The sequence below is a fragment of the Pelomicrobium sp. P1 genome, assembly GCF_052805615.1.
Genome location: NZ_JBRBEM010000004.1, coordinates 71,260 through 90,316, shown reverse-complemented (window position 1 = coordinate 90,316; position 19,057 = coordinate 71,260). Strand labels below are relative to the sequence as shown.

Genomic DNA, 19,057 nt, shown 5'->3' with positions numbered 1-19,057 from the left:
CCGAACGGCTGCGGAACCATCTCGACGAGGAGGATCGGCCCATCGCCGCATCGGCCTATCCGGAGACTCCGGCCCGAGCCGGCCGGCGCGACCGCACCCTCTCCGGGGCGGCCTGTTTTGGCGTGGCGGCCGTCCTGGGGCTCTTCGTGGTGGCCGTGGCCCTGCTCGCGCCCGCATATCCCCAGCCCCAGGCGTATCACGCCTTCGCGGATGCCCGCGCGTTTCTCGGCGTTTCCAACTTCGCCAACGTGGTCTCCAACGCGGGCTTCCTGGCGGTGGGATGGCTCGGGTTGCGCTTCCTTCGTGGCCCGGGCCGCCTGGCCTTCCTGGAGGAGCGGGGCCATTGGCCTTATCTCGCCTTCTTTGCCGGTGCCGTGCTCACGGGGCTGGGCTCGGCGTATTATCACTGGGCGCCGACGGATGACGCCCTGGCATGGGACCGCGCCGCCATGACGCTTGTCTTCTCGGCCCTCGTGGCCGCCGCCCTGGCGGATCGCAGCGATTCGAAGGCGGTGCTGCCGGCCTTTCTACTCATCGTCGCCCTCGGGGTAGGAACGGTCGCCTACTGGCGCGCGAGCGCCGCGCTGGGGGCCGAGAACGTGCTTCCTTACCTGGCGTTCCAGGCCGCCGCGTGCGCGGCGACGCTCACCCTTACCGCGTTGCCGTCGCGCTACACGAGGCGCGGGGACCTATGGGCGGCGTTCCTGCTGTACGCGGCCGCGCTGGCGGCGGAGTGGCATGATCATGCTATCTTCGCCCTGGGCTATGGGGTGAGCGGCCACACCCTGAAGCATCTGCTGGCGGCCGCGGCCATGTATTGGGTGCTGCGCATGTTGATGCGGCGCGCGCCCCGTGGCTTGCCGCGAAAAAGTCCGGCGAGGAGGATCGAATGAGCGCGAAAACCGTGACTACGCCCACCCTTCGAATCGCCTATGAAGAGCGGGGCGTGCGGGACGCCGCCACTTTCCTGCTGCTCCATGGCTGGCCGGACGATGTCCGCACCTGGGGCTACGTGGCCGACCGGCTGGCGGAGGAGGGCTACCGGGTCCTGTGCCCCTATTTGCGTGGCTTCGGGCCCACCCGCTTCCGCAATGCCTCTGTCATGCGCAGCGGCCAGATCTCGGCTCTGGGGCAGGACGTGGTGGACTTCGCCGAGACCTTGGAGCTGCGCGATTTCGTGCTGGTAGGCCACGACTGGGGCGCCCGCGCCGCCTATGTGGCGGCGGTATTGATCCCCGAGCGCATCCGCGCCCTGGTGACTCTTTCCGTGGGCTACGGCACCAATACGCCCGATCAAGTCCTGTCCTTCGACCAGGCACGCCAGTACTGGTATCACTGGTACTTCGCCCTGGAGCGGGGGCGGGAGGCGCTGGAGCGGGACCGCCAGGACTTCACCCGCCGCCTGTGGCGCCTGTGGTCGCCTTCCTGGCGATTCACCGACGAAGAATTCGAGGCGACGGCGGTTTCCTTCGACAACCCGGACTGGATCGACGTCACCCTCCACTCCTACCGCCATCGCTGGGGCTATGCCCCGGGGGATCCCCACCATGAGGCGCTGGAGCGGCGGCTCGCGACGCCGGAAAAAGTGCAGGTCCCCACCTTCATGCTCCACGGGGCCGAGGACGGGGCGACCCTGCTGGAAACCTCGGCGGGTAAGGAGGGGTTCTTCACCGCCGGCTATCGCCGGGAAGTGCTGCCCGGCGTGGGGCATTTTCCCCAGCGCGAGCGCCCGCAGGCCGTGATCGAGGCCTGCCTGCAGGCGGCGCGGGGCGCGATCGGCTGAGTTCCATGCAGCTCGCGGAACTGGTGGCCGCCTCGAACCGGGTGGCCGCGACCTCCAGCCGCAGCGCCAAGGTGCAGGCGCTCGCCGAGTGCTTGAAGTGCCTTGCGCCCGAGGAGGTGCCGATCGGCGTGGCCTTTCTCTCCGGCGAGCCGCGCCAGAAAAAGCTCGGCATCGGCCCGGCGGCGCTGCGCCAGGCCCTCGGCCCTTCGGCGCCCTCGCCCACCTTGACCCTCACTGATGTGGACCGGGCCCTGGCCGGGATCGCCGGCCTTTTCGGCCCGAGCTCGGCGGCCAAGCGAAGCGAGCGGCTGCGCACCCTGCTTCGGCAGGCCACCGGGGATGAGCAAGCGTTCCTGCTCCGGTTGCTTGCCGGCGAGCTGCGCCAGGGCGCCCTGGAAGGGGTCATGATGGATGCGGTGGCCCAGGCGGCGGGGCTTCCGCCGGCGGGGGTGCGCCGCGCTGCGATGCTTGCTGGCGATCTCGGCGCGGTAGCCGTGGCCGCCCTCGTCCAGGGCGCGGCGGGACTCGAGCGGTTCTCCCTGCGCCTGTTTCATCCTGTCCTGCCCATGTTGGCGGGGAGCGCCGAGGACGCGGGCGACGCCCTGGCCCAGTTGGGCCAGGCGGCCCTGGAGTGGAAGCTGGACGGCGCCCGGGTCCAGGTGCACAAGCAGGGCGCGGACGTGGCGGTCTTCACGCGGCGCCTCAACGAGGTGACCTGCTCCGTGCCCGAAGTGGCGGAAGCGGTGGCGGCGCTTCCCGCCCGCGAGCTGATCCTGGACGGGGAAGCCATTGCCTTGCGGCGCGACGGCACCCCCGAGCCCTTCCAGGTGACCATGCGCCGCTTTGGGCGCAAGCTGGACGTGGCGGCCATGCGCCGGCAGCTTCCCCTATCGGTTTTTTTCTTCGACTGCCTCTATCTCGACGGGGAGAGCCTTCTCGACCAGCCGGCCCGCAGCCGCTTCGAGGCCCTGGCGGAAGCCGTTTCCGCCGGGCTGGTGGTACCCCGGATTATCACGAACGACCTGTCCGAGGCCCAGGCGTTTTTCGACGCCGCGGTGGCGCGTGGCCATGAAGGAGTCATGGCCAAGGCGCTGGATGCGCCCTACGCGGCCGGCAGCCGGGGCGCCGCCTGGCTCAAGGTGAAGCGGGCCCATACCCTGGACCTGGTGGTGATTGCCGCCGAGTGGGGGCACGGACGGCGCCAGGGCTGGCTCTCCAACCTGCACCTCGCCGCCCGGGACCCGGAGACGGGCACCTTCGTCATGCTGGGCAAGACCTTCAAGGGCCTGAGCGACGAGATGCTGCACTGGCAGACGGAGAAGCTCCTCGCCCTGGAGCTCTCCCGGGACGACTGGACCGTGTACGTGAAGCCGGAGCTGGTGGTGGAAATCGAATGCAACGAGGTCCAGGCGAGCCCCCAGTACCCGACCGGGATGGCGCTGCGCTTCGCCCGAGTGAAGCGGCTGCGGCCCGACAAGCGGCCGGAGGAGGCAGACACCGTGGAGACCGTGCGGCGGCTGTTCGCCCGGGCGCTCGCGGCGGGCTCGACGACCGCTTGAAGGCGTTTGCCGCCGCCCGTAAAAAAACATTTGACTCCGGCCCGGAAACCGCGTACAAAGGCGGCTCGTTGTCGGATTCCAAGTTGTGCGATACCCGTTTGGCGGTTTGCAGTCTTGCGATTCAGGCATCGAGGGTGCGGGAATCGCCCGCTTTCGTTTGATTTGTTGAAAAGGACTGTAAATGGCAACCGGTATCGTCAAGTGGTTCAACGACGCTAAAGGCTTCGGCTTCATCACCCCCGACGGCGGCGGCGAAGATCTCTTCGCCCATTTCTCCGCCATCCAAGGGCAGGGCTTCAAGACCCTTAAGGAAGGCCAGCGGGTGAGCTTCGAGGTAACCCGCGGCCCCAAGGGGCTGCAGGCGTCCAACATCCAGGCCGCCTGAAGCGCGGGAAAAACGTTGTAGCCGAAACCCCGGGCATCCCCCGGGGTTTTTGTTTCTGCTCTGGAACCTGCCCAGCTCCGCAAGGGATTAGCGCGGTTCCTTCGACCGACGCACGGCAAACTGCCCCGGGTCGAAAGCGCGGACGAAGCGCTCGAAGTCGGCGAACGACAGGGGCTTGGAGATCAGGTAGCCCTGGGCGAGGTCGATCCCCAGCTCGGCCAGGCAGCCCAGGGTGTCCTGGTTCTCCACGCCTTCCGCCACCACTTCCATGTCGAGCCCGTGCCCCAGGTCGATCATAGACTTGACGATCTTCTTGTCCTTGTCCCCGTCCAGCACCGCCTTCACGAAGGAGAGGTCGATTTTCAGCTCGTCGATGGGCAGGTGCCGCAACCGGGCCATGGACGAGTAGCCCGTGCCGAAGTCGTCCATGGAGACCCGCACTCCCAGTTGCTTGAGCCGCACCAGCATCTCGAAGGCCCGCTGCTGGTCCTCCATGACCGCGGTCTCCGTCACTTCCACCACCAGCCGCTCCGGCGGCACGCCCCACAGCTCCAGGGCGTGGGCGGTGAAATCGGCGAAATCGGTGTCCAGCAGGTCGTAGGCGGACACGTTGACCGCCATGCGCACGTCGAGGCCCGCGCCCACCAGACTGGCGCAGTGTCGGGCGGCGGCGTTCAGCACCCAGGTGGTGAGGGAGGAGATGAGCCCCCCGTGCTCGGCGATGCGCACGAACACGTTGGGCGGCACCGGCCCGCGCTTGCTGTGCACCCAGCGGAGCAGGGCCTCCGCCCCCGCGACGCGACCGGTGCGTAGGTCCACCTGGGGCTGGAAGCATAGAAAGATCTCGTTCTCCTCGATCGCCTCCCGCAGATCGGTGCGCAGGATGAGGGGAGAGTCTCCCGCGAGCGCGTCCAGCTCGGCGTGGGCGGTGTAGCCCACGTGGTTGCGCCGCGCTTCCCGCGCGGCGATGCAGGCCTGGCGCAGGGCCTCCTCCGCCGTGACGGAGCCCCGGGTGCCCAGGGTGATGCCGACCCGGGCGTCCACCGCCACCTGCCGGGCCTCCATCTGGAAAGGCTCGGCCAGGACGCGCAGGATCTTGTTGGCCGCCAGGGTGGCCGTGCCTTCGTGGAGGATGCCGGGAAGGATGAAGCCCATGTCGCTGCGGCCGATGCGGCCCACCACGTCCCGGGTGCGCAGGGCCCGGCGCAGCCGCTCGAGGAGGGCCTCCGCCAGCCGGTCCCCGGAGGCATAGCCCATGACGCTGTCCACCTCCCGGATGGTGTCGATCTCCGCCACCAGCACCGCCACCAGGGTCGCTTCGGTACCCTTGCCGTCCATCTCAAAGCGCAAACGCTCGAGAAAGGCGGGATAGTCCACCCGGTCAGCCAGCGCTTCCTCGCCAATCGCCCGGGCCGCGGCGGCGGGAACGTGTACCGCCCGGGCCACGGCGGCGAGCTTCGCCAGTGCGGCCTGCTGCAGGGCCAGGGCGGCCTGGGCGCGCTCCTCCGCCGGCGCTGGCAGCCGGGTGAGGGCGGCCCGGGTCATGGCGGCCAGATAGGCGTTGAAAGCCCGGTGCACCCAGTCGAGGCTCAAGCCGGCGCCGCCGTATTGGTGCCAGGTCCTTTCCAGGGCGCTCGCCATTTCGTCGCCGGGCTCGCTCCGGTCCAGATGCTGGAAGTAGGCTAGGGCGAAGGCCCGGAAGCGGGCGCGTTCCTCGGGATCGAAGGGCGGGTCTGCGGGCGTGGTGGCTGCGTCGATCAGCGCTTCCAGGGTGGGAAGGAGCTCTCCGCCGAGGCAGGCGTGGATCTTGCGGATCCAGGCCCCGTCCTGGGGATCGTTGGCCGGCGGGATCGGGATCAACCGGCCCTCGCGCAGCCCCGCGGCCCGGGGGCCCGGGTCGCGGGGGGTTCTAGCGGATCGGCGGCTCCCATCGGATCAGAGATAGTATTCCCGCGCGTCAATGCCGTGCGCTCCGTCTTCCAGACCCTTCACGATGCGGTAGGGCTCGCCCGAGGCCGCGGCGGGGCCCTCGGCCAGATCCAGGATGAAGGGCTTGGGATAGGGCTTCTTGGCGCCGTCGAGCACCACCATGACCCGCGGCTCCATGCTCCTGCCCCGGTGCTGGGCGAACACGATGGCTACTTCCCCCGTCTGCAGCTCCACCAGGGTGCCCACCGGGTAGATGCCGATGCAGCGGATGAACTGCTCCACCAGGCCGGGATGGAAGGCGCTGCCCGCGAGCCCGTGCAGCATCTGCAGGGCGCTGTGGGACGCCATGGGCGAGCCGCCCATGTAGCCCTGGCACAGGCTCTGGTAACAGTCTACGATGGCGGCCATCTTGCCGAAGAGGGAGATCTTGTTGCCCACCAGGCCACGGGGATAGCCGCTGCCGTTTTCCCGCTCGTGGTGCTGGGACACGATGGCGAGGGCGGCCTCGGGAAACTCCCGCATGCCGCCGAGGAGCTGTTCTCCGATCACCACGTGGCTCTTGAACTCCTTGAGCTCATCGGGGGTGAGGGAGCGCTGGGGATCCAGCACCTGCCGGGGTAGCCTTATCTTGCCCACGTCGAAAAGCAGCCCCCCCTCCCCGAGCACCACCAGGTCTTCCTTGGGTAGGCCGAGCTGGCGGCCGAAGGCCATGAGGAGGGCGGCAGTATAGATGGACTGCTGGAAGGACTTGGTGTCCTTGATCTTCAGCCGGTTCAAGAGCAGCAGGGCGTCGGGGTTCCTGGCGATGCTGTCCACCATCTCCCGGATGGCGGAATGGACCCGCTTGAGGTCGAAGGTGGGCTCCGCCAGGAGGTGGACATGGATCTCGTCCACTAGGCGCTCCAGGTTCGCCGTGGATTCCCGGGCGGGCGCGACCTCTTCCTCGACGCAGGCGGCGTCCGAATAGGTGACCGCTCCCAGCCCGGGATGGTGGAGCCCGGCCAGGGAGGCGTGGGGGATGGCAAGCTCGGCCTGGATGCCGGACCCGCGTTCGGTCTTGAACGGTGTGCTGGAGAGGGTGAGGGGTCTCCCGGCGCGGGGGGACGGCTCGGCCACGGCCGCCCGCTCGAAAGCCACGCTCTGGGGAGGGCGCCCGGCGGTCCCGGGCTCGGCCGAGCGCATGACGTCCACGTAGACGTACTGGCAGTAGCGCTTGAGCATCTGGAGCTGCTCTTCCGTTTCCAGAAGAAAACCCTGGAATAGGAAAGGTGTCTCGAGCCAGGGCCGATCCAGCTCGCACACGAACATGCCGTACTTAAGCTCCTCCACCGCCACCTTGCGTTTCATGACTTCCGTCCGGAGTATGGAACGGTGGCCCGCTCCTGTTTTAAGAATCAGACACCTGCCCCATTGTAGACCAGGATGCCGGGACCCGCGACCGGACGCCGGCCGCTCAGAGGTTCTTTAACAATCGCGCGAAGCGGGCCGCGTCCTTGGCCATGGTCATGTTGTTGAACAGGCAGTAGGTAGTGCCCCGGCACCACCCCGCCAGGCGCTTCAGGTCCGCGTCCGTGTAGCGGTAGCGGTAGCCACCGATGCCGTGGAGCCGGTAATAGCGCAGGCCCGGCGCCGCGGGCAGGGCCTGGAACGGATCCACCACGTGGACTAGACCCAAGTCGCGGCAGAGCCCGGCGACCGTGGCCTCGGGCCACGGTCCCCGGGGCTCCCAGGCAAAGACGAGATCCTCGTGGCCCGCCCGCGCCGCCCGGAAGAAGCGGATGAGGTGGGCGATGCGCTCTTCCGTGGGGCCGAAGGAGGTCGGGCACTGGAAGACCACAATCCGGGCCTGCAACGCCCGGGCGCAGGCCGCCGTCACCCGCCAGGCTTCCATGACTTCCTGCGTCGGCCGAAAACTGCCGTAGCGGTCCTTGAGCGCCTCGGGAATGGGGGATTTGAGGCGGCGGTAGGTAGGGCTCGCCGGCTCGTGGGTGATGAGCTGCCAGGCCTTGAGGGTGAACTCGAACCCGGCGCCGGCCTCCGCCCGCCAGCGCTCCAGGGTCCCGATCCGGGGCGGCTGGTAGAAGGTTTGCTGCACTTCTACCACCCGGAAGCGGCGGAAGTAGGCCGCCCGGGCCATGGAGAAGCCGCAGCAGCCGACGCGGATATCCCGGGGTGCGGCCATGGAAAGGGTATAAGCGTCTGGTTTTCAGAGATTGAGCAGCGCTGCGGGAGGGGCCGGATTCGCCTCTATTGAAAACCCGCCCCGCGGTGCCCATGTTGACAGAAAGTGCGGGCGGCGGCACCGGACGCTCCGCTGCCATCTTCGACAGGAAACGGCGCCGATGACGATACGCGACACGCCAGAGTGGATGTGGGCGGAGGCCTGCGAGTTGCTGGAGCGGGCGGACCGGCTGCAACGCCGGTTCTTCCAGTTGGGGCGCGGCCTTGCCCGGCGTCCCACTTGGGAGCCGCCGGTGGACATCGTGGAGGACGGGGCCCTGGTCACCATCCTGGTGGCGCTGCCCGGAGTGCCTTCCGAGGCGGTGGAGGTCATGATCGACGGGCCGATGCTGCGGGTGGTCGGTCATCGGCCATTGCCGGCGGGCTCCCGCCGCGCGGTGATCCACCGCCTGGAGATTCCCTATGGCCGCTTCGAGCGCCGCATCGAGCTGGTCGCGGGGCGCCTGCAACTGGAACGGCAAGAGCTTCGCGACGGATGCCTCAGGCTTTTGCTGCGCAAAGTGCCGTGACGACGGAGTCATCATGAGTTCGAACGAGCGTCAAAGCCTTTTTGTCAACGGCGCCCCGGCGGGCGAACTGCAGGAGAGGCCGGCGGGGGCGCCCGCGCAGCCCGTGAAGCCGCTGCCCGAGGACGCACTGATCCTCATCCCGGTGCGCAACGTGGTGCTGTTCCCGGGGGTGATCCTGCCGATTTCCATGCGCCGGGAAAAATCCGTGGCGGCCGCCCAGGAGGCGGCCCGTTCCGAACGGCCCATCGGGCTGCTGCTGCAGCGGGATGCGGCCAACGACACGCCGGGGCCCGAGGATCTGTACTGGGTGGGGACGGTGGCCAACGTGCTGCGTTACGTCACCACGCCGGACGGCACCCACCACATCGTGGCCCAGGGCGAAAGCCGCTTCCGGGTGCTCCAGTTCCTGGAAGGCTGGCCTTTCATGGTGGCCCGCGTCCAGCGCATCCAGGAAGAGGAGCCCCAGAGCGCGGAAATCGAGGCCCGGGTGCTCCAGCTCAAGGAGCGGACCAAGGAGATCCTGGAGCTGCTCCCTCAGGTGCCGGCGGAACTCGCCAATACCCTGGAGAACATCACCTCGGCCGGGGCGCTGGCGGACCTGCTGGCGGGCTTCATGGATTTGAAGCCCGAGGAGAAACAGGAACTGCTGGAAACCTTCGACCTGAAGGCGCGCCTCGACCGGATGATCCAGCTCATGGCCCACCGCATCGAGGTGTTGAAGCTCTCCAGGGAGATCAGCCAGCAGACCAAGCAGGCCATGGACGAGCGTCACCGGGAGGTGCTGCTGCGGGAGCAGTTGCGTGCGATCCAGAAGGAGCTGGGCGAGGGCGACGAGCAGACCGCGGAGCTCGAGGAGCTGGCCAAGGCGATCGAAGAAGCCAAAATGCCCGAGGAGGTGGCCACCCACGCGAAGAAGGAGCTGAAGCGCCTGCAGCGCATGAGCGAAGGCTCGGGCGAGTACCCCATGATCCGCACCTACCTGGACTGGCTGATCGAGCTGCCCTGGTCCAAGGAGACGGAGGATCGCATCGACATCGCCGAAGCCCGCCGCATCCTGGAGGAGGACCACTACGGCCTGGAGAAAGTCAAGCGGCGGATCCTGGAGTACCTGGCGGTGAGGAAGCTCAACCCCTCGGGCAAGAGCCCGATCCTGTGCTTCGTGGGCCCCCCGGGGGTGGGCAAGACCTCCCTGGGCCAGTCCATCGCTCGGGCCACCAACCGCAAGTTCGCGCGCATCTCCCTGGGCGGCGTGCACGACGAGGCGGAGATCCGGGGCCACCGGCGCACCTACATCGGAGCGCTGCCGGGCAACATCATCCAGGCGATTCGCAAGGCGGGAACGCGCAATCCCGTGCTCATGCTGGACGAGGTGGACAAGCTGGGGGCGGGCGGCTTCCACGGCGATCCCGCCTCCGCGCTGCTGGAGGTGCTGGACCCGGAGCAGAACGCCACCTTCCGGGACAACTACCTGGGGGTGCCCTTCGATCTGTCCCGGGTGCTGTTCATCTGCACGGCCAACGTGCTGGACACCATTCCCGGGCCCCTGCGGGACCGCATGGAGATCATCCAGATCCCCGGCTACACGGAGGAGGAGAAGCTGCAGATCGCGCTCCGCTACCTGGTTAAGCGCCAGCTCGAAGCGAACGGGCTCAAGCCCGAGCAGTGCGAGATCACCGGGGCGGCGATCCGCGCCATCATCACCGACTATACCCGGGAGGCGGGGGTGCGCAACCTGGAGCGGGAGATCGGCGCCGTGTTCCGCAACGTGGCCATGCGCATCGCCGAGGGGACCATCGAGCGCGCCCGCATCGACGTGGACGACCTGCCCGCCATCCTCGGGCCGCGCAAGTTCGAAAACGAAGTGGCCATGCGGGTCTCGGTGCCCGGGGTGGCCACGGGCTTGGCCTGGACGCCGGTGGGGGGCGACATCCTGTTCATCGAGGCGTCCAAGGTGGCGGGCTCCGGCAAGCTGATCCTCACCGGCCAGCTCGGCGACGTGATGAAGGAAAGCGCCCAGACGGCCCTGTCTCTGGCCAAGGCGCGGGTGCCGTGCGTCGCGCCCGAGAGCCTGGAAAAGCAGGACATCCACATCCACGTGCCGGCGGGGGCGACGCCCAAGGACGGGCCTTCGGCGGGGGTGGCCATTTTCACCGCCCTGGTCTCCCTCTTATGCGACAAGCCGGTGAGGAACGACGTGGCCATGACCGGGGAGATCTCCCTGCGCGGGCTGGTGTTGCCGGTGGGCGGCATCAAGGAGAAGGTGCTGGCGGCGCTGCGGGCGGGCATCACCACGGTGCTGCTGCCCGCGCGCAACAAGCGCGACCTGGAGGAAATTCCCGAGGACGCCCGCAAGCGTCTCACCTTCGTGTGGCTCGAGACGGTGGACGATGCCCTGCGGGCGGCCATCGGCGGCGACCTGGCCACCAGCGAGCGCCGGGAGGCGCCGGCCGGTTGACCCGCACCCATGGGCGCCGGCCCGGATCAAAACGCCCTCTCCGGTTTCCGACTCGCGTGATGCGGGTGATCCGAACCCGGCCCGCTTGATGGCGCGCCGAGCGCCACTATATTACATAACGAATGGATCAAGCATTCGTTGACCAGATCGGATTTCGAATGGAGGTTTTTATGGCTGAGAACACCAGGAAAGACGTACCCGTGACCCGGGGGCGTGGCGTGACCCGGGCGCTAACCCCGTTCGAGGACATCGACCGGCTCTTCGAAGAGTTCCTTGGGCGGGGTTGGCTCCGTCCGTTCCGGTGGGAGCGGGCGCTTCCGGCGGAACTCCCCTTTGAAGGGCGAGTGCCCCGGGTGGACGTGATCGACCGGGACGAGGAAGTGGTGGTCAGGGCCGAAATGCCAGGCGTGAAGAAAGAGGACGTGGAAATCACCATCGACGGGGATCTCATCACCCTGAAGGGCGAAGTGAAGCGGGAAGAGAAGGAAGAAAAAGGCGACTACTACCGGTCCGAGATGGCCTACGGCGCCTTCTCCCGCACCCTCCCGCTTCCGGCCGCGGTGGATGAGTCCAAGGCCAAAGCCACCCTGGCCGACGGTATCCTGGAGATCACGCTGCCCAAGGTGGAGAAGTCCCGCAAGCGCACCATCAAGGTGAGTTGATTTCCGTTTACTCCAAGAAGCCCGGCGCGGCCGGGCTTTTTTGTGCCATCTTGGCTGCGGCGGGAGCGTTCGGGCACACTGGCGGCTCGCCAGAGGAGCCTCTCCCTCCATGAACGAGCTGATCGACGCCTACTGTGAGCGCGCGGGTCCGGGCTGGTGGCAGGAGCCGGCGAACACCTTGAGCAACGGGGCCTTTTTCCTGGCGGCGGCCGCCGCGGTCCGGCGCTTCAGGGAAACCCCGGGCCTAAGCCTTCGCAACGGCTGGGACCTGGCGCTCCTGATCGCCCTGGTCGTCGCCATCGGGGTGGGGAGCACCCTGTGGCATCTACTGGCCACCCGCTGGGCGGCGCTGGCCGACGAGATCCCGATCCTACTCTTCATCAGCGTGTTCCTGCCGAGCTTCCTCCACCGGGTCGGGGCCCTTCCGCTACCCTGGGTCCTCTTCTGGTTCGGGCTGTTCCAGGCGGCCAACTTCGGCCTGCGGGGGCTTTTCCCTCCGGACTTCCTGAACGGCTCCATCTTCTACGGGCCCGCCTGGGCGACCCTGGGCATCCTGGTGGCCTGGCTGGGCCTCCGGGACTCGCCCCTCGGGCGGGATTTCGCCTTGACCTGGGCCCTCTTCACCCTGTCCCTGGCGTTGCGCACCGGGGACTTGTGGGTGTGCGAGGGATGGCCGGTGGGGACCCATTTTCTCTGGCATCTTCTGAACGCGGTGGTGCTTTACCGCCTGGTGGTGGCGCTGGTGCGCCAGGCGGCTTCGGTCCTCGCGGCGCGCACATAACAAGGGGGGATTTCATGGGACTGACTTTGCAGCTCGAGCCGGGCATGGCGGGGAGCCACGAAGTGGTGGTGGGACCCGAGCACACCGCGCCCCACGTGGGCAGCGGCAAGATCCCCGTCCTGGCCACCCCGGTGATGGTGAACCTGATGGAGGCGGCGGCCCTCGCCGCAGTGGAAGCCTACTTGCCGGCTGGCCACCAGAGCCTGGGCACGCGCCTGGAAGTGTCCCACGTGGCCGCCACCCCGGTGGGCATGCGGGTGCGGGCTGAGGCGGTGCTCCTGCGGGTGGACGGGCGCCGGTTGACCTTTCGCGTGCGCGCCGAGGACGAGCGGGAGCTGATCGGGGAGGGCATCCACGAGCGGGTGGTGGTCAACGTGGAGCGCTTCGACCGGCGGGTCCAGGAGAAAGCCCGGGGGCGCGGGCCCTGAGTCGCCGGGGGAGATGGGCTGGCTTTCCGTCCTTCAACGGGATTAAATGGCCCAATGAAAAGAATTTTCTGGCATTTGCGGGGGCAATGCCCTTATCTTTGCGGGGCAAAGCGCTCCATCGCGGCGAAGGGAAACAACAGCCATGACTAACGTAATCCCTCTGGTGCCCGCCGGAGAGCGGGAGCTTTCGGTCGAATACGTGGAGTCGAGCGACCTGCCCACTCCCTGGGCCACCTTCCGCCTGCACGGTTTCATCGACCGGGCCGGCGGCCGGGAGCACGTGGCCCTCACCCTGGGAGACGTGGCGGGCGGGGAGCCGGTGCTCGCCCGGGTGCACTCGGAATGCCTGACCGGGGACGCCCTTTTCAGCCGCCGCTGCGACTGCGGCGCCCAGCTCGAGACGGCGATGAAGCGCATCGCCGCCAAGGGCCGGGGCGTGCTGGTGTACCTGCGCCAGGAAGGGCGCGGCATCGGGCTCCTCAACAAGATCCGCGCCTACCGCCTTCAGGACGAGGGCATGGACACGGTAGAGGCGAACCGGCACCTGGGCTTTGGCGAGGACGAACGCCGTTACGACGCGGTGAAGCCCATCTTCGAGCACCTGGGCGTGGGGGCGGTGCACCTCATGACCAACAACCCGCGCAAGGTGGCGGCGCTGGAAGCCCTCGGCATCCAGGTCGCCTCCCGCCGGCCCCTGGTGGCCGGGACCAATCCCCACAACCACCGTTACCTACGAGCCAAGGCCCGGCGGCTCGGCCACTGGATCCCGGTCTGACCGGAAGCTTCCGGCGGCCCTTTCGGGGCTAACGCCCCGAAAGGGCGTTAGCCCTCAGGCCAGCAGGTAATAGGCGGCGCCCAGGGCGGCGGCTCCGCCGATCACCGGGATCATCCCCGCTTTGAAGCGCATCAGGGCGGCGAAGGCTGCGAGGGTGAGGAGCACGCTCGGGACGTTGACGGTGTCGAGCGCCGGCACCAGCAGCTTTATTCCATAGGCGTGCATCTCTTCGATCTCCCCGAAGCTTACGTGGAGGGCGAACCACACGGCCAGGTTCAGCACCACGCCCACCACCGCCGCGGTGATGCCGGAGAGGGCGGCGCTCAAGGCGCCGCTCCCGCGCAGGGACTCCACGTAGGGCGCCCCCAGAAAGATCCAGAGGAAGCAGGGCACGAAGGTGACCCAGGTGGCGAGCACCGAGGCGAGAATGCCGGCGCTGTAGGGGTCCAGGGCACCGGGGTCGCGGAAGGCGCCCATGAAGGCTACGAACTGCACCACCTGGATCAGGGGGCCCGGGGTGGTCTCCGCCATGCCGAGGCCGTCCAGCATCTCGCCGGGGGCGAGCCAGCCGTAGCGCTCCACTGCTTCCTGGGCCATGTAGGCGAGCACCGCGTAGGCGCCGCCGAAGGTGACCACCGCGAGCTTGCTGAAGAAGATCCCGATCTGGGTGAAGACGTTGCCCGATCCCAGCGTGGCGCCGAGGGCGATCAAAGGCGCAAACCACAGGCTAAGCCACACGGCGGCCACCTTGACCGCCCGGGCGAGGGAAGGGCGGGTGTGGCTAGGGCGGCCCTCGGCCAGCAGGGCGTCCACGGCGGGTTCATCTCCGCCGGCCGGCTCATGCCCCTTGATGACCACGAAGCGCCGGGGGTCCAGGCGTCCGCCGAGGAAGCCGATGGCGGCGGCGGCCAGGATGATGGCGGGGAAGGGCATGTCGAAGAAAAAGATCGCGATGAACGCCGCCGCGGCGAGCAGGACCATGGGCGCGGTCTTGAGCGCCCGCTTGCCGATGCGCAGCACCGCCTCCACCACCACGGCCAGCACCGCCGCCTTGATGCCGAAGAACACCGCCTGGACCACGGTCAACTCCTGGAACCCGGCGTAGAGGACGCTCAAGGCCAGGATGCTGAGGAAACCCGGCAGCACGAAGAGGGTCCCGGCGACCAGGCCCCCGGCGGTCCCGTGTAGCAGCCAGCCGATGTAGGTGGCGAGCTGCTGCGCCTCCGGGCCGGGCAGCAGCATGCAGTAATTGAGGGCGTGGAGAAAGCGGCTTTCGCTCACCCATTTCTTCTCTTCCACCAGGATGCGGTGCATGACCGCGATCTGGCCCGCGGGCCCGCCGAAGCTCAGGGCGGCGACCCGGGCCCAGACTTTCAGCGCCTCGGCGAAGGCGATGGAGTGGCCGTATCGCTCCCTCGCCCGGTGGGTGGCCGTTTCTTCTTCGCGCATGGATTTCGACAGGTCCTGAGATGACGCGATTTTGGGGGCAGTCGGAAGGCTTTTCCATCCCCAGAAGGAACGCCTCTCGGGATCGGTGAAGCGGCGGATCAGCCAGGCGCTCGCCGCTCCGCTTCCAGGCGGGAGGCGAGCTCCCGAAGAAAGGTGCGGACTCGCTTGGCGTTGACGCCCAAGTCGCTTCGCCCCACCCGGGACTGGGAGCGCGCGTCGATGCGGGTGCCTTCGGCGGTGCCGGTCACGCGAACCACCAGGTCGTCCTTGAAGCCGAAGAGCAGGCTCGTGTCCGTGGCCTCCAAGCGCCCTTCCGACGGGTCGGCATCGATGATCTCCAGCCCCATCGCCGCCAGGACCGAGCGGGCGGCGTCGAACGCGTCCTCCTTGGACGCCTTCACGATGAGGGGCGCGATGTCGGGATAGGCTTGCCGCTGCTGCTCGGCGGCGGCGGGCCCGGCGTAGGCGGGGGAATGGTCGCCGGGCTTGCGCAGGGCGGCCGTGGCGACGAAGGCCGGCGGGTGCTCGGTGTCGGTGGTGATGTCGTGGATCGGGGGAACGCTTCGAGCGAGGCGCCAGTGGCTCCAGGGAAGATAGGCGGTGACGGCGGCGACGGCGAGGCCCAGCAGCGCCATCGGAACGACCCGCCCGGCGCGTGCCACGACGAGGGCGAGCGCCGCGGGCACGATCGCCGCCAGGGCGATCCAGAAGGCCCAGCGCAGCATGGGGATGCCGGTCGCGTAGTGCCACCCTCCGAGACGGTGGCCGATCCCGGAAGCGAGCCCCACCGTCGCGGCGGCGAGGGCCAGCCCGAGGCCGAGGCCGGCGAGCCGAGCGGCCGCCCTGGAAGCGCCGGTCGAGGAGGCCATTTCCGGGGTTCTGGAATCCAGGCTAGTCGCCCAGCGCCTTGGTGACGATCTCGGCCACGTCCTTGGAGAGGCCCGCCGTGTCCCGGATGCGCTCCAGGGCTGCCCGGGCATGGGCCTTGCGCCCTTCATCGAACTTCTGCCAGCGGTCGAACGCCCGGGCGAGGCGCGCCGCCACCTGGGGATTGAGCTTGTCCAGGACGATCACCTGGTCGGCGAGGAACTGGTAGCCGCTGCCGTCGGCGGCGTGGAAGCGCACGTGGTTGCCCATGCTGAACGCCCCGATCAGGGCGTACACCTTGTTCGGGTTCCGCAGGGAGAAGGCCGGGTGCTCGGTGAGGCGCTTGACGTTCTCCAGCGTCCCCGGAAGGCGGGAGACGGCCTGCACCCGCAGCCACTTGTCCACCACCAGGGGCTCATCCTTCCACCGGGCGTAGAACGCTTCCAGCGCCCGCTCCCGCTCGGGGCAGTCGAAGTGGGCGAGGATGGAAAGCGCCGCCAGGGCGTCGGTCATGTTGTCGGCGGTTTCGAACTGGACGAAGGCGAGGCGCAGCGCCTCCGGGTCCTCGGTCTCGGCCAGATAGGCGAGGCACAAATTGCGCAGCGCCCGCTTGCCGGCGGAAGCCGGGTCCGGGCGGTACGGGCCCGGCACCGCCTGGGCGCGGTAGGCGTGCATGAACTCGCCGTGCAGGCGTTCGGCCAGGGCGCGGGCGAGGCCCGTGCGCACGCCGTGGATCGCGTCCGGGTCCACCACCTCCATGCGCTCGGCGATGAAGCTCTCTTCGGGGAGCGACAGGGCTTCCGCGGCGAAGGCCGGATCCCGGGGTCCGTGTCCGTCTTCTCCCTGGAGCTGCCGGGCCATGGCTCGGACAAAGGCCTCCGGCACCGCCGGCTCGCGGCCGGCCTTCAGCGCTTCGATGCCCTGGAGGATGAGATCGGTGGCCAGGCGCTGGCCCGCGTCCCAGCGGTTGAAGGGATCCGTGTCGTGAGCAATGAGATGGGCGAGGGCCTCCCTGCTATAGGGGTAGCGCACGTCGACCGGCGCGGAGAAGCCTCGGGCGAGGGAGGGCACCGGTCTCTCAGGCACGTCCACGAAGACGAAGCGGTGTTCGGGCCGGGTGAGGGGGAGCACCCGGGTGGTGCCGTCCGGGGAGCGGGGCGCGGGGGGCTCGCCCTCGAGCCGGAGCTGAATGTCTTTGCCGTCCCGATCCAGCAGTCCCACTGCCAGGGGAATGTGGAACGGCAGCTTCTCCGGCTGGCCGGGCGTGGGCGGGCAGGACTGCTTCACCGTGAGGGCGTAGCGCCGGCTCGCCGGGTCGTAATGGTCCGAGACGTCCAGCACGGGCGTGCCCGCCTGGTCGTACCAGCGCATGAACTGGGCGAGGTTCATGCCGTTGGCATCGGCCATGGCGCGCACGAAATCATCGCAGGTGACCGCCTGGCCGTCGTGGCGCTGGAAGTAGAGGTCCATGCCCTTGCGGAACCCTTCCTTGCCGAGCAGGGTTTGGAGCATGCGCACCACTTCCGCGCCCTTCTCGTACACGGTGGCGGTGTAGAAATTGCTGATCTCCATGTAGGATTGGGGGCGCACCGGGTGGGCCATGGGACCCGCGTCCTCGGGGAACTGGACGGCGCGCAGGTGGCGCACGTCCCGGATGCGCTGGACCGGGCGGGAGTACAGGTCCGCAGTGAACTCCTGGTCGCGGAACACGGTAAGGCCCTCCTTCAGCGAGAGCTGGAACCAGTCACGGCAGGTCACCCGGTTGCCGGTCCAGTTGTGGAAGTACTCGTGGGCCACCACCTGGTCGATGTGCCGGAAATCCTGGTCGGTGGCGATGTCGGGCCGGGCCAGTACGTACTTGGTGTTAAAGATGTTGAGGCCCTTGTTCTCCATGGCCCCCATGTTGAAGTCGCCCACCGCGACGATCATGTACTGGTCCAGGTCCAGCTCCAGGCCGAAGGTATCCTCGTCCCATTTCATCGCCTTTTTGAGCGCCTGCATGGCGAAGCCCGCCTGGTCCAGCTTGCCGGGCTCCACGTAGATCTGCAGCTTCGCCCGCTTGCCCGAGCGGGTGACGAAGGTGTCCTCCAGCTTGTCGAGCCTGGCCGCCACCATGGCGAAGAGGTACGAAGGCTTAGGGAACGGATCCTCCCATCTGGCCCAATGGCGATTTCCTTCTTCCTCCCCCTGGGCGATCAGGTTGCCGTTGGAGAGAAGCCAGGGGCACTCCGTCTTGCTGGCATGGAGGGTGGTGGTGTAACGGGCCATCACGTCCGGCCGGTCGATGAAGAAAGTGATGCGGCGGAAACCCTCCGGCTCGCACTGAGTGAAGAACCCGTCCTTGGAAACGTAAAGCCCCATGAGCTGGGTGTTCTGATGGGGATGGATGCGCACCACCGTCTCCAGGGTGAGGGCATCCGGCGCCCCGGGGATGAGGAGCTGGGAATTCTTCAGCACGTACTCCCCTTCGCTGAGGGGGCGGCCATCCAGCCGCACGGACTCCAGCGCGAGCTCGTCCCCGTCCAGTGCCAACCCACTGGAGGCGCCGGCCCTGGGATTGCGGCGAAGGTCGAGTCGCGCCCGCACCCGGGCATGGTCGTCACGAAGATCGATGTCCAGGTCGACGGCGTCCACCAGGAAGGGGGGCGGAGTGTAGTCCTTGAGATAGATGGCCTTCGGAGTCGGGTCGCGCATGGGAAGTCGTCGAGTTGTCGTTCGAGGAAACGGAACGGGAATGCCGCCCGGCCGCGTTGGGTTGACTCGGGCGCGCCAGCATGAGTTCCGGGCGGCGGAAATCTTTGCATAGCCGGCGCCGGGAGGGAAGACGCGGCCATGGGGGACGAAGGCCGGAAAGCGCTCCAAATGAAAGGCCCGGGGCAGGGCTTCCGTCCCCGGGCCTGGAGCCTTGACCCCCACGAGCTCATGGAGGTGCTTGCGGCCCCGGCTTGCACGTTAGACCGCACAACCGGTCGGTATCGCCCCGCGGACCAGGCCGCGTTTCAGGCGGCGGCCATGTGTGCAAGCTGTCTCCCCGCAAGAGAGCGGGGAACTCATGCGGCTTTTCTCGTCGCACGGAAATCGCGTGCGCGGCGCTGCAACTGTTGCACGACCTCTCGACCGGCACGTCGTGCCTCGATGTGCAGCGCAAAACTCCAGGCGGTCGAGAGAGATCCGTGTGCTCTGCCCGGAGCGGCGGAAAGCAGGACCGCGCGCTTCCTCGCCTGCTTTAAAACT

The 19,057-nt window shown here is 68.2% G+C and carries 16 protein-coding genes; 10 read left to right on the top strand and 6 right to left on the bottom strand.

The window, feature by feature from the left end:
- Positions 1 to 122: 122 nt before the first annotated feature.
- From ACUVYZ_RS05765 to ACUVYZ_RS05750, 4 genes are all read left to right on the top strand, one after another.
- Positions 123 to 893 (top strand): alkaline phytoceramidase, encoded by a 771-nt coding sequence (locus tag ACUVYZ_RS05765; protein ID WP_439933307.1) that lies wholly within the window; start codon positions 123 to 125, stop codon positions 891 to 893.
- Complete coding sequence (locus tag ACUVYZ_RS05760; RefSeq protein ID WP_439933308.1) at positions 890 to 1,783, top strand: alpha/beta fold hydrolase; 894 nt, start codon at positions 890 to 892, stop codon at positions 1,781 to 1,783. Before ACUVYZ_RS05765 ends, ACUVYZ_RS05760 begins: the two co-directional genes overlap by 4 nt.
- 5 nt (positions 1,784 to 1,788) lie before the next feature.
- On the top strand, positions 1,789 to 3,342 hold the full coding sequence (locus tag ACUVYZ_RS05755) for an ATP-dependent DNA ligase (RefSeq protein WP_439933309.1): 1,554 nt from the start codon (positions 1,789 to 1,791) through the stop codon (positions 3,340 to 3,342).
- Positions 3,343 to 3,523: 181 nt separating this feature from the next.
- Positions 3,524 to 3,727: a cold-shock protein gene (locus ACUVYZ_RS05750; RefSeq protein WP_439933310.1), complete on the top strand. Its 204-nt coding sequence runs from the start codon at positions 3,524 to 3,526 to the stop codon at positions 3,725 to 3,727.
- Between the two features lie 87 nt (positions 3,728 to 3,814).
- Here ACUVYZ_RS05750 and ACUVYZ_RS05745 read toward each other — a convergent pair whose 3' ends face one another.
- The 3 genes from ACUVYZ_RS05745 to ACUVYZ_RS05735 form a co-directional block, all read right to left on the bottom strand.
- A complete protein-coding gene (locus ACUVYZ_RS05745; RefSeq protein ID WP_439933311.1) occupies positions 3,815 to 5,587 on the bottom strand; it encodes a putative bifunctional diguanylate cyclase/phosphodiesterase in 1,773 nt (590 codons plus the stop codon).
- Between the two features lie 75 nt (positions 5,588 to 5,662).
- A complete protein-coding gene (locus ACUVYZ_RS05740) occupies positions 5,663 to 7,003 on the bottom strand; it encodes an HD-GYP domain-containing protein (RefSeq protein ID WP_439933312.1) in 1,341 nt (446 codons plus the stop codon).
- 106 nt (positions 7,004 to 7,109) lie between these two features.
- Positions 7,110 to 7,838: a DUF72 domain-containing protein gene (locus ACUVYZ_RS05735; protein WP_439933313.1), complete on the bottom strand. Its 729-nt coding sequence runs from the start codon at positions 7,836 to 7,838 to the stop codon at positions 7,110 to 7,112.
- 160 nt (positions 7,839 to 7,998) lie between these two features.
- Between ACUVYZ_RS05735 and ACUVYZ_RS05730 the strand changes: the two genes are divergently transcribed.
- The 6 genes from ACUVYZ_RS05730 to ribA all read left to right on the top strand — a co-directional run bounded on the left by ACUVYZ_RS05730 (position 7,999) and on the right by ribA (position 13,507).
- Positions 7,999 to 8,406: an Hsp20/alpha crystallin family protein gene (locus ACUVYZ_RS05730; protein WP_439933314.1), complete on the top strand. Its 408-nt coding sequence runs from the start codon at positions 7,999 to 8,001 to the stop codon at positions 8,404 to 8,406.
- A 13-nt stretch (positions 8,407 to 8,419) separates the two neighbouring features.
- Positions 8,420 to 10,861 (top strand): endopeptidase La, encoded by a 2,442-nt coding sequence (lon, locus tag ACUVYZ_RS05725; RefSeq protein WP_439933315.1) that lies wholly within the window; start codon positions 8,420 to 8,422, stop codon positions 10,859 to 10,861.
- A 170-nt stretch (positions 10,862 to 11,031) separates the two neighbouring features.
- Positions 11,032 to 11,523: an Hsp20/alpha crystallin family protein gene (locus ACUVYZ_RS05720; RefSeq protein ID WP_439933316.1), complete on the top strand. Its 492-nt coding sequence runs from the start codon at positions 11,032 to 11,034 to the stop codon at positions 11,521 to 11,523.
- Between the two features lie 109 nt (positions 11,524 to 11,632).
- Positions 11,633 to 12,304, top strand: coding sequence for a ceramidase domain-containing protein (locus ACUVYZ_RS05715; RefSeq protein ID WP_439933317.1), 672 nt, complete (start codon positions 11,633 to 11,635; stop codon positions 12,302 to 12,304).
- 14 nt (positions 12,305 to 12,318) lie between these two features.
- The gene (locus ACUVYZ_RS05710; RefSeq protein WP_439933318.1) at positions 12,319 to 12,732 is read left to right on the top strand and encodes a thioesterase family protein; all 414 of its coding nucleotides are present in this window, start codon (positions 12,319 to 12,321) and stop codon (positions 12,730 to 12,732) included.
- Between the two features lie 142 nt (positions 12,733 to 12,874).
- A complete protein-coding gene (gene ribA / locus ACUVYZ_RS05705) occupies positions 12,875 to 13,507 on the top strand; it encodes a GTP cyclohydrolase II (protein WP_439933319.1) in 633 nt (210 codons plus the stop codon).
- Between the two features lie 54 nt (positions 13,508 to 13,561).
- Here the strand turns inward: ribA and chrA are convergent, their stop codons facing one another.
- From chrA to pepN, 3 genes are all read right to left on the bottom strand, one after another.
- On the bottom strand, positions 13,562 to 14,956 hold the full coding sequence (gene chrA, locus ACUVYZ_RS05700) for a chromate efflux transporter (RefSeq protein WP_439933320.1): 1,395 nt from the start codon (positions 14,954 to 14,956) through the stop codon (positions 13,562 to 13,564).
- Between the two features lie 98 nt (positions 14,957 to 15,054).
- Entirely contained in the window at positions 15,055 to 15,825 is a 771-nt protein-coding gene (locus tag ACUVYZ_RS05695; RefSeq protein WP_439933321.1) for a DUF1499 domain-containing protein, read from the bottom strand.
- Positions 15,826 to 15,847: 22 nt separating this feature from the next.
- Positions 15,848 to 18,517, bottom strand: coding sequence for an aminopeptidase N (pepN, locus tag ACUVYZ_RS05690; RefSeq protein WP_439933322.1), 2,670 nt, complete (start codon positions 18,515 to 18,517; stop codon positions 15,848 to 15,850).
- Positions 18,518 to 19,057 lie beyond the last annotated feature (540 nt).

Excerpts from the sequence above, each read along its gene's own strand:
- ribA (WP_439933319.1), top strand. The coding sequence starts at position 12,875 with ATGACTAACGTAATCCCTCTGGTGCCCGCCGGAGAGCGGGAGCTTTCG.
- pepN (WP_439933322.1), bottom strand. The coding sequence starts at position 18,517 with ATGCGCGACCCGACTCCGAAGGCCATCTATCTCAAGGACTACACTCCG.
- ACUVYZ_RS05715 (WP_439933317.1), top strand. The coding sequence starts at position 11,633 with ATGAACGAGCTGATCGACGCCTACTGTGAGCGCGCGGGTCCGGGCTGG.
- ACUVYZ_RS05735 (WP_439933313.1), bottom strand. The coding sequence starts at position 7,838 with ATGGCCGCACCCCGGGATATCCGCGTCGGCTGCTGCGGCTTCTCCATG.
- lon (WP_439933315.1), top strand. The coding sequence starts at position 8,420 with ATGAGTTCGAACGAGCGTCAAAGCCTTTTTGTCAACGGCGCCCCGGCG.
- ACUVYZ_RS05710 (WP_439933318.1), top strand. The coding sequence starts at position 12,319 with ATGGGACTGACTTTGCAGCTCGAGCCGGGCATGGCGGGGAGCCACGAA.
- ACUVYZ_RS05730 (WP_439933314.1), top strand. The coding sequence starts at position 7,999 with ATGACGATACGCGACACGCCAGAGTGGATGTGGGCGGAGGCCTGCGAG.
- ACUVYZ_RS05740 (WP_439933312.1), bottom strand. The coding sequence starts at position 7,003 with ATGAAACGCAAGGTGGCGGTGGAGGAGCTTAAGTACGGCATGTTCGTG.
- ACUVYZ_RS05750 (WP_439933310.1), top strand. The coding sequence starts at position 3,524 with ATGGCAACCGGTATCGTCAAGTGGTTCAACGACGCTAAAGGCTTCGGC.
- ACUVYZ_RS05720 (WP_439933316.1), top strand. The coding sequence starts at position 11,032 with ATGGCTGAGAACACCAGGAAAGACGTACCCGTGACCCGGGGGCGTGGC.
- chrA (WP_439933320.1), bottom strand. The coding sequence starts at position 14,956 with ATGCGCGAAGAAGAAACGGCCACCCACCGGGCGAGGGAGCGATACGGC.
- ACUVYZ_RS05760 (WP_439933308.1), top strand. The coding sequence starts at position 890 with ATGAGCGCGAAAACCGTGACTACGCCCACCCTTCGAATCGCCTATGAA.
- ACUVYZ_RS05695 (WP_439933321.1), bottom strand. The coding sequence starts at position 15,825 with ATGGCCTCCTCGACCGGCGCTTCCAGGGCGGCCGCTCGGCTCGCCGGC.
- ACUVYZ_RS05755 (WP_439933309.1), top strand. The coding sequence starts at position 1,789 with ATGCAGCTCGCGGAACTGGTGGCCGCCTCGAACCGGGTGGCCGCGACC.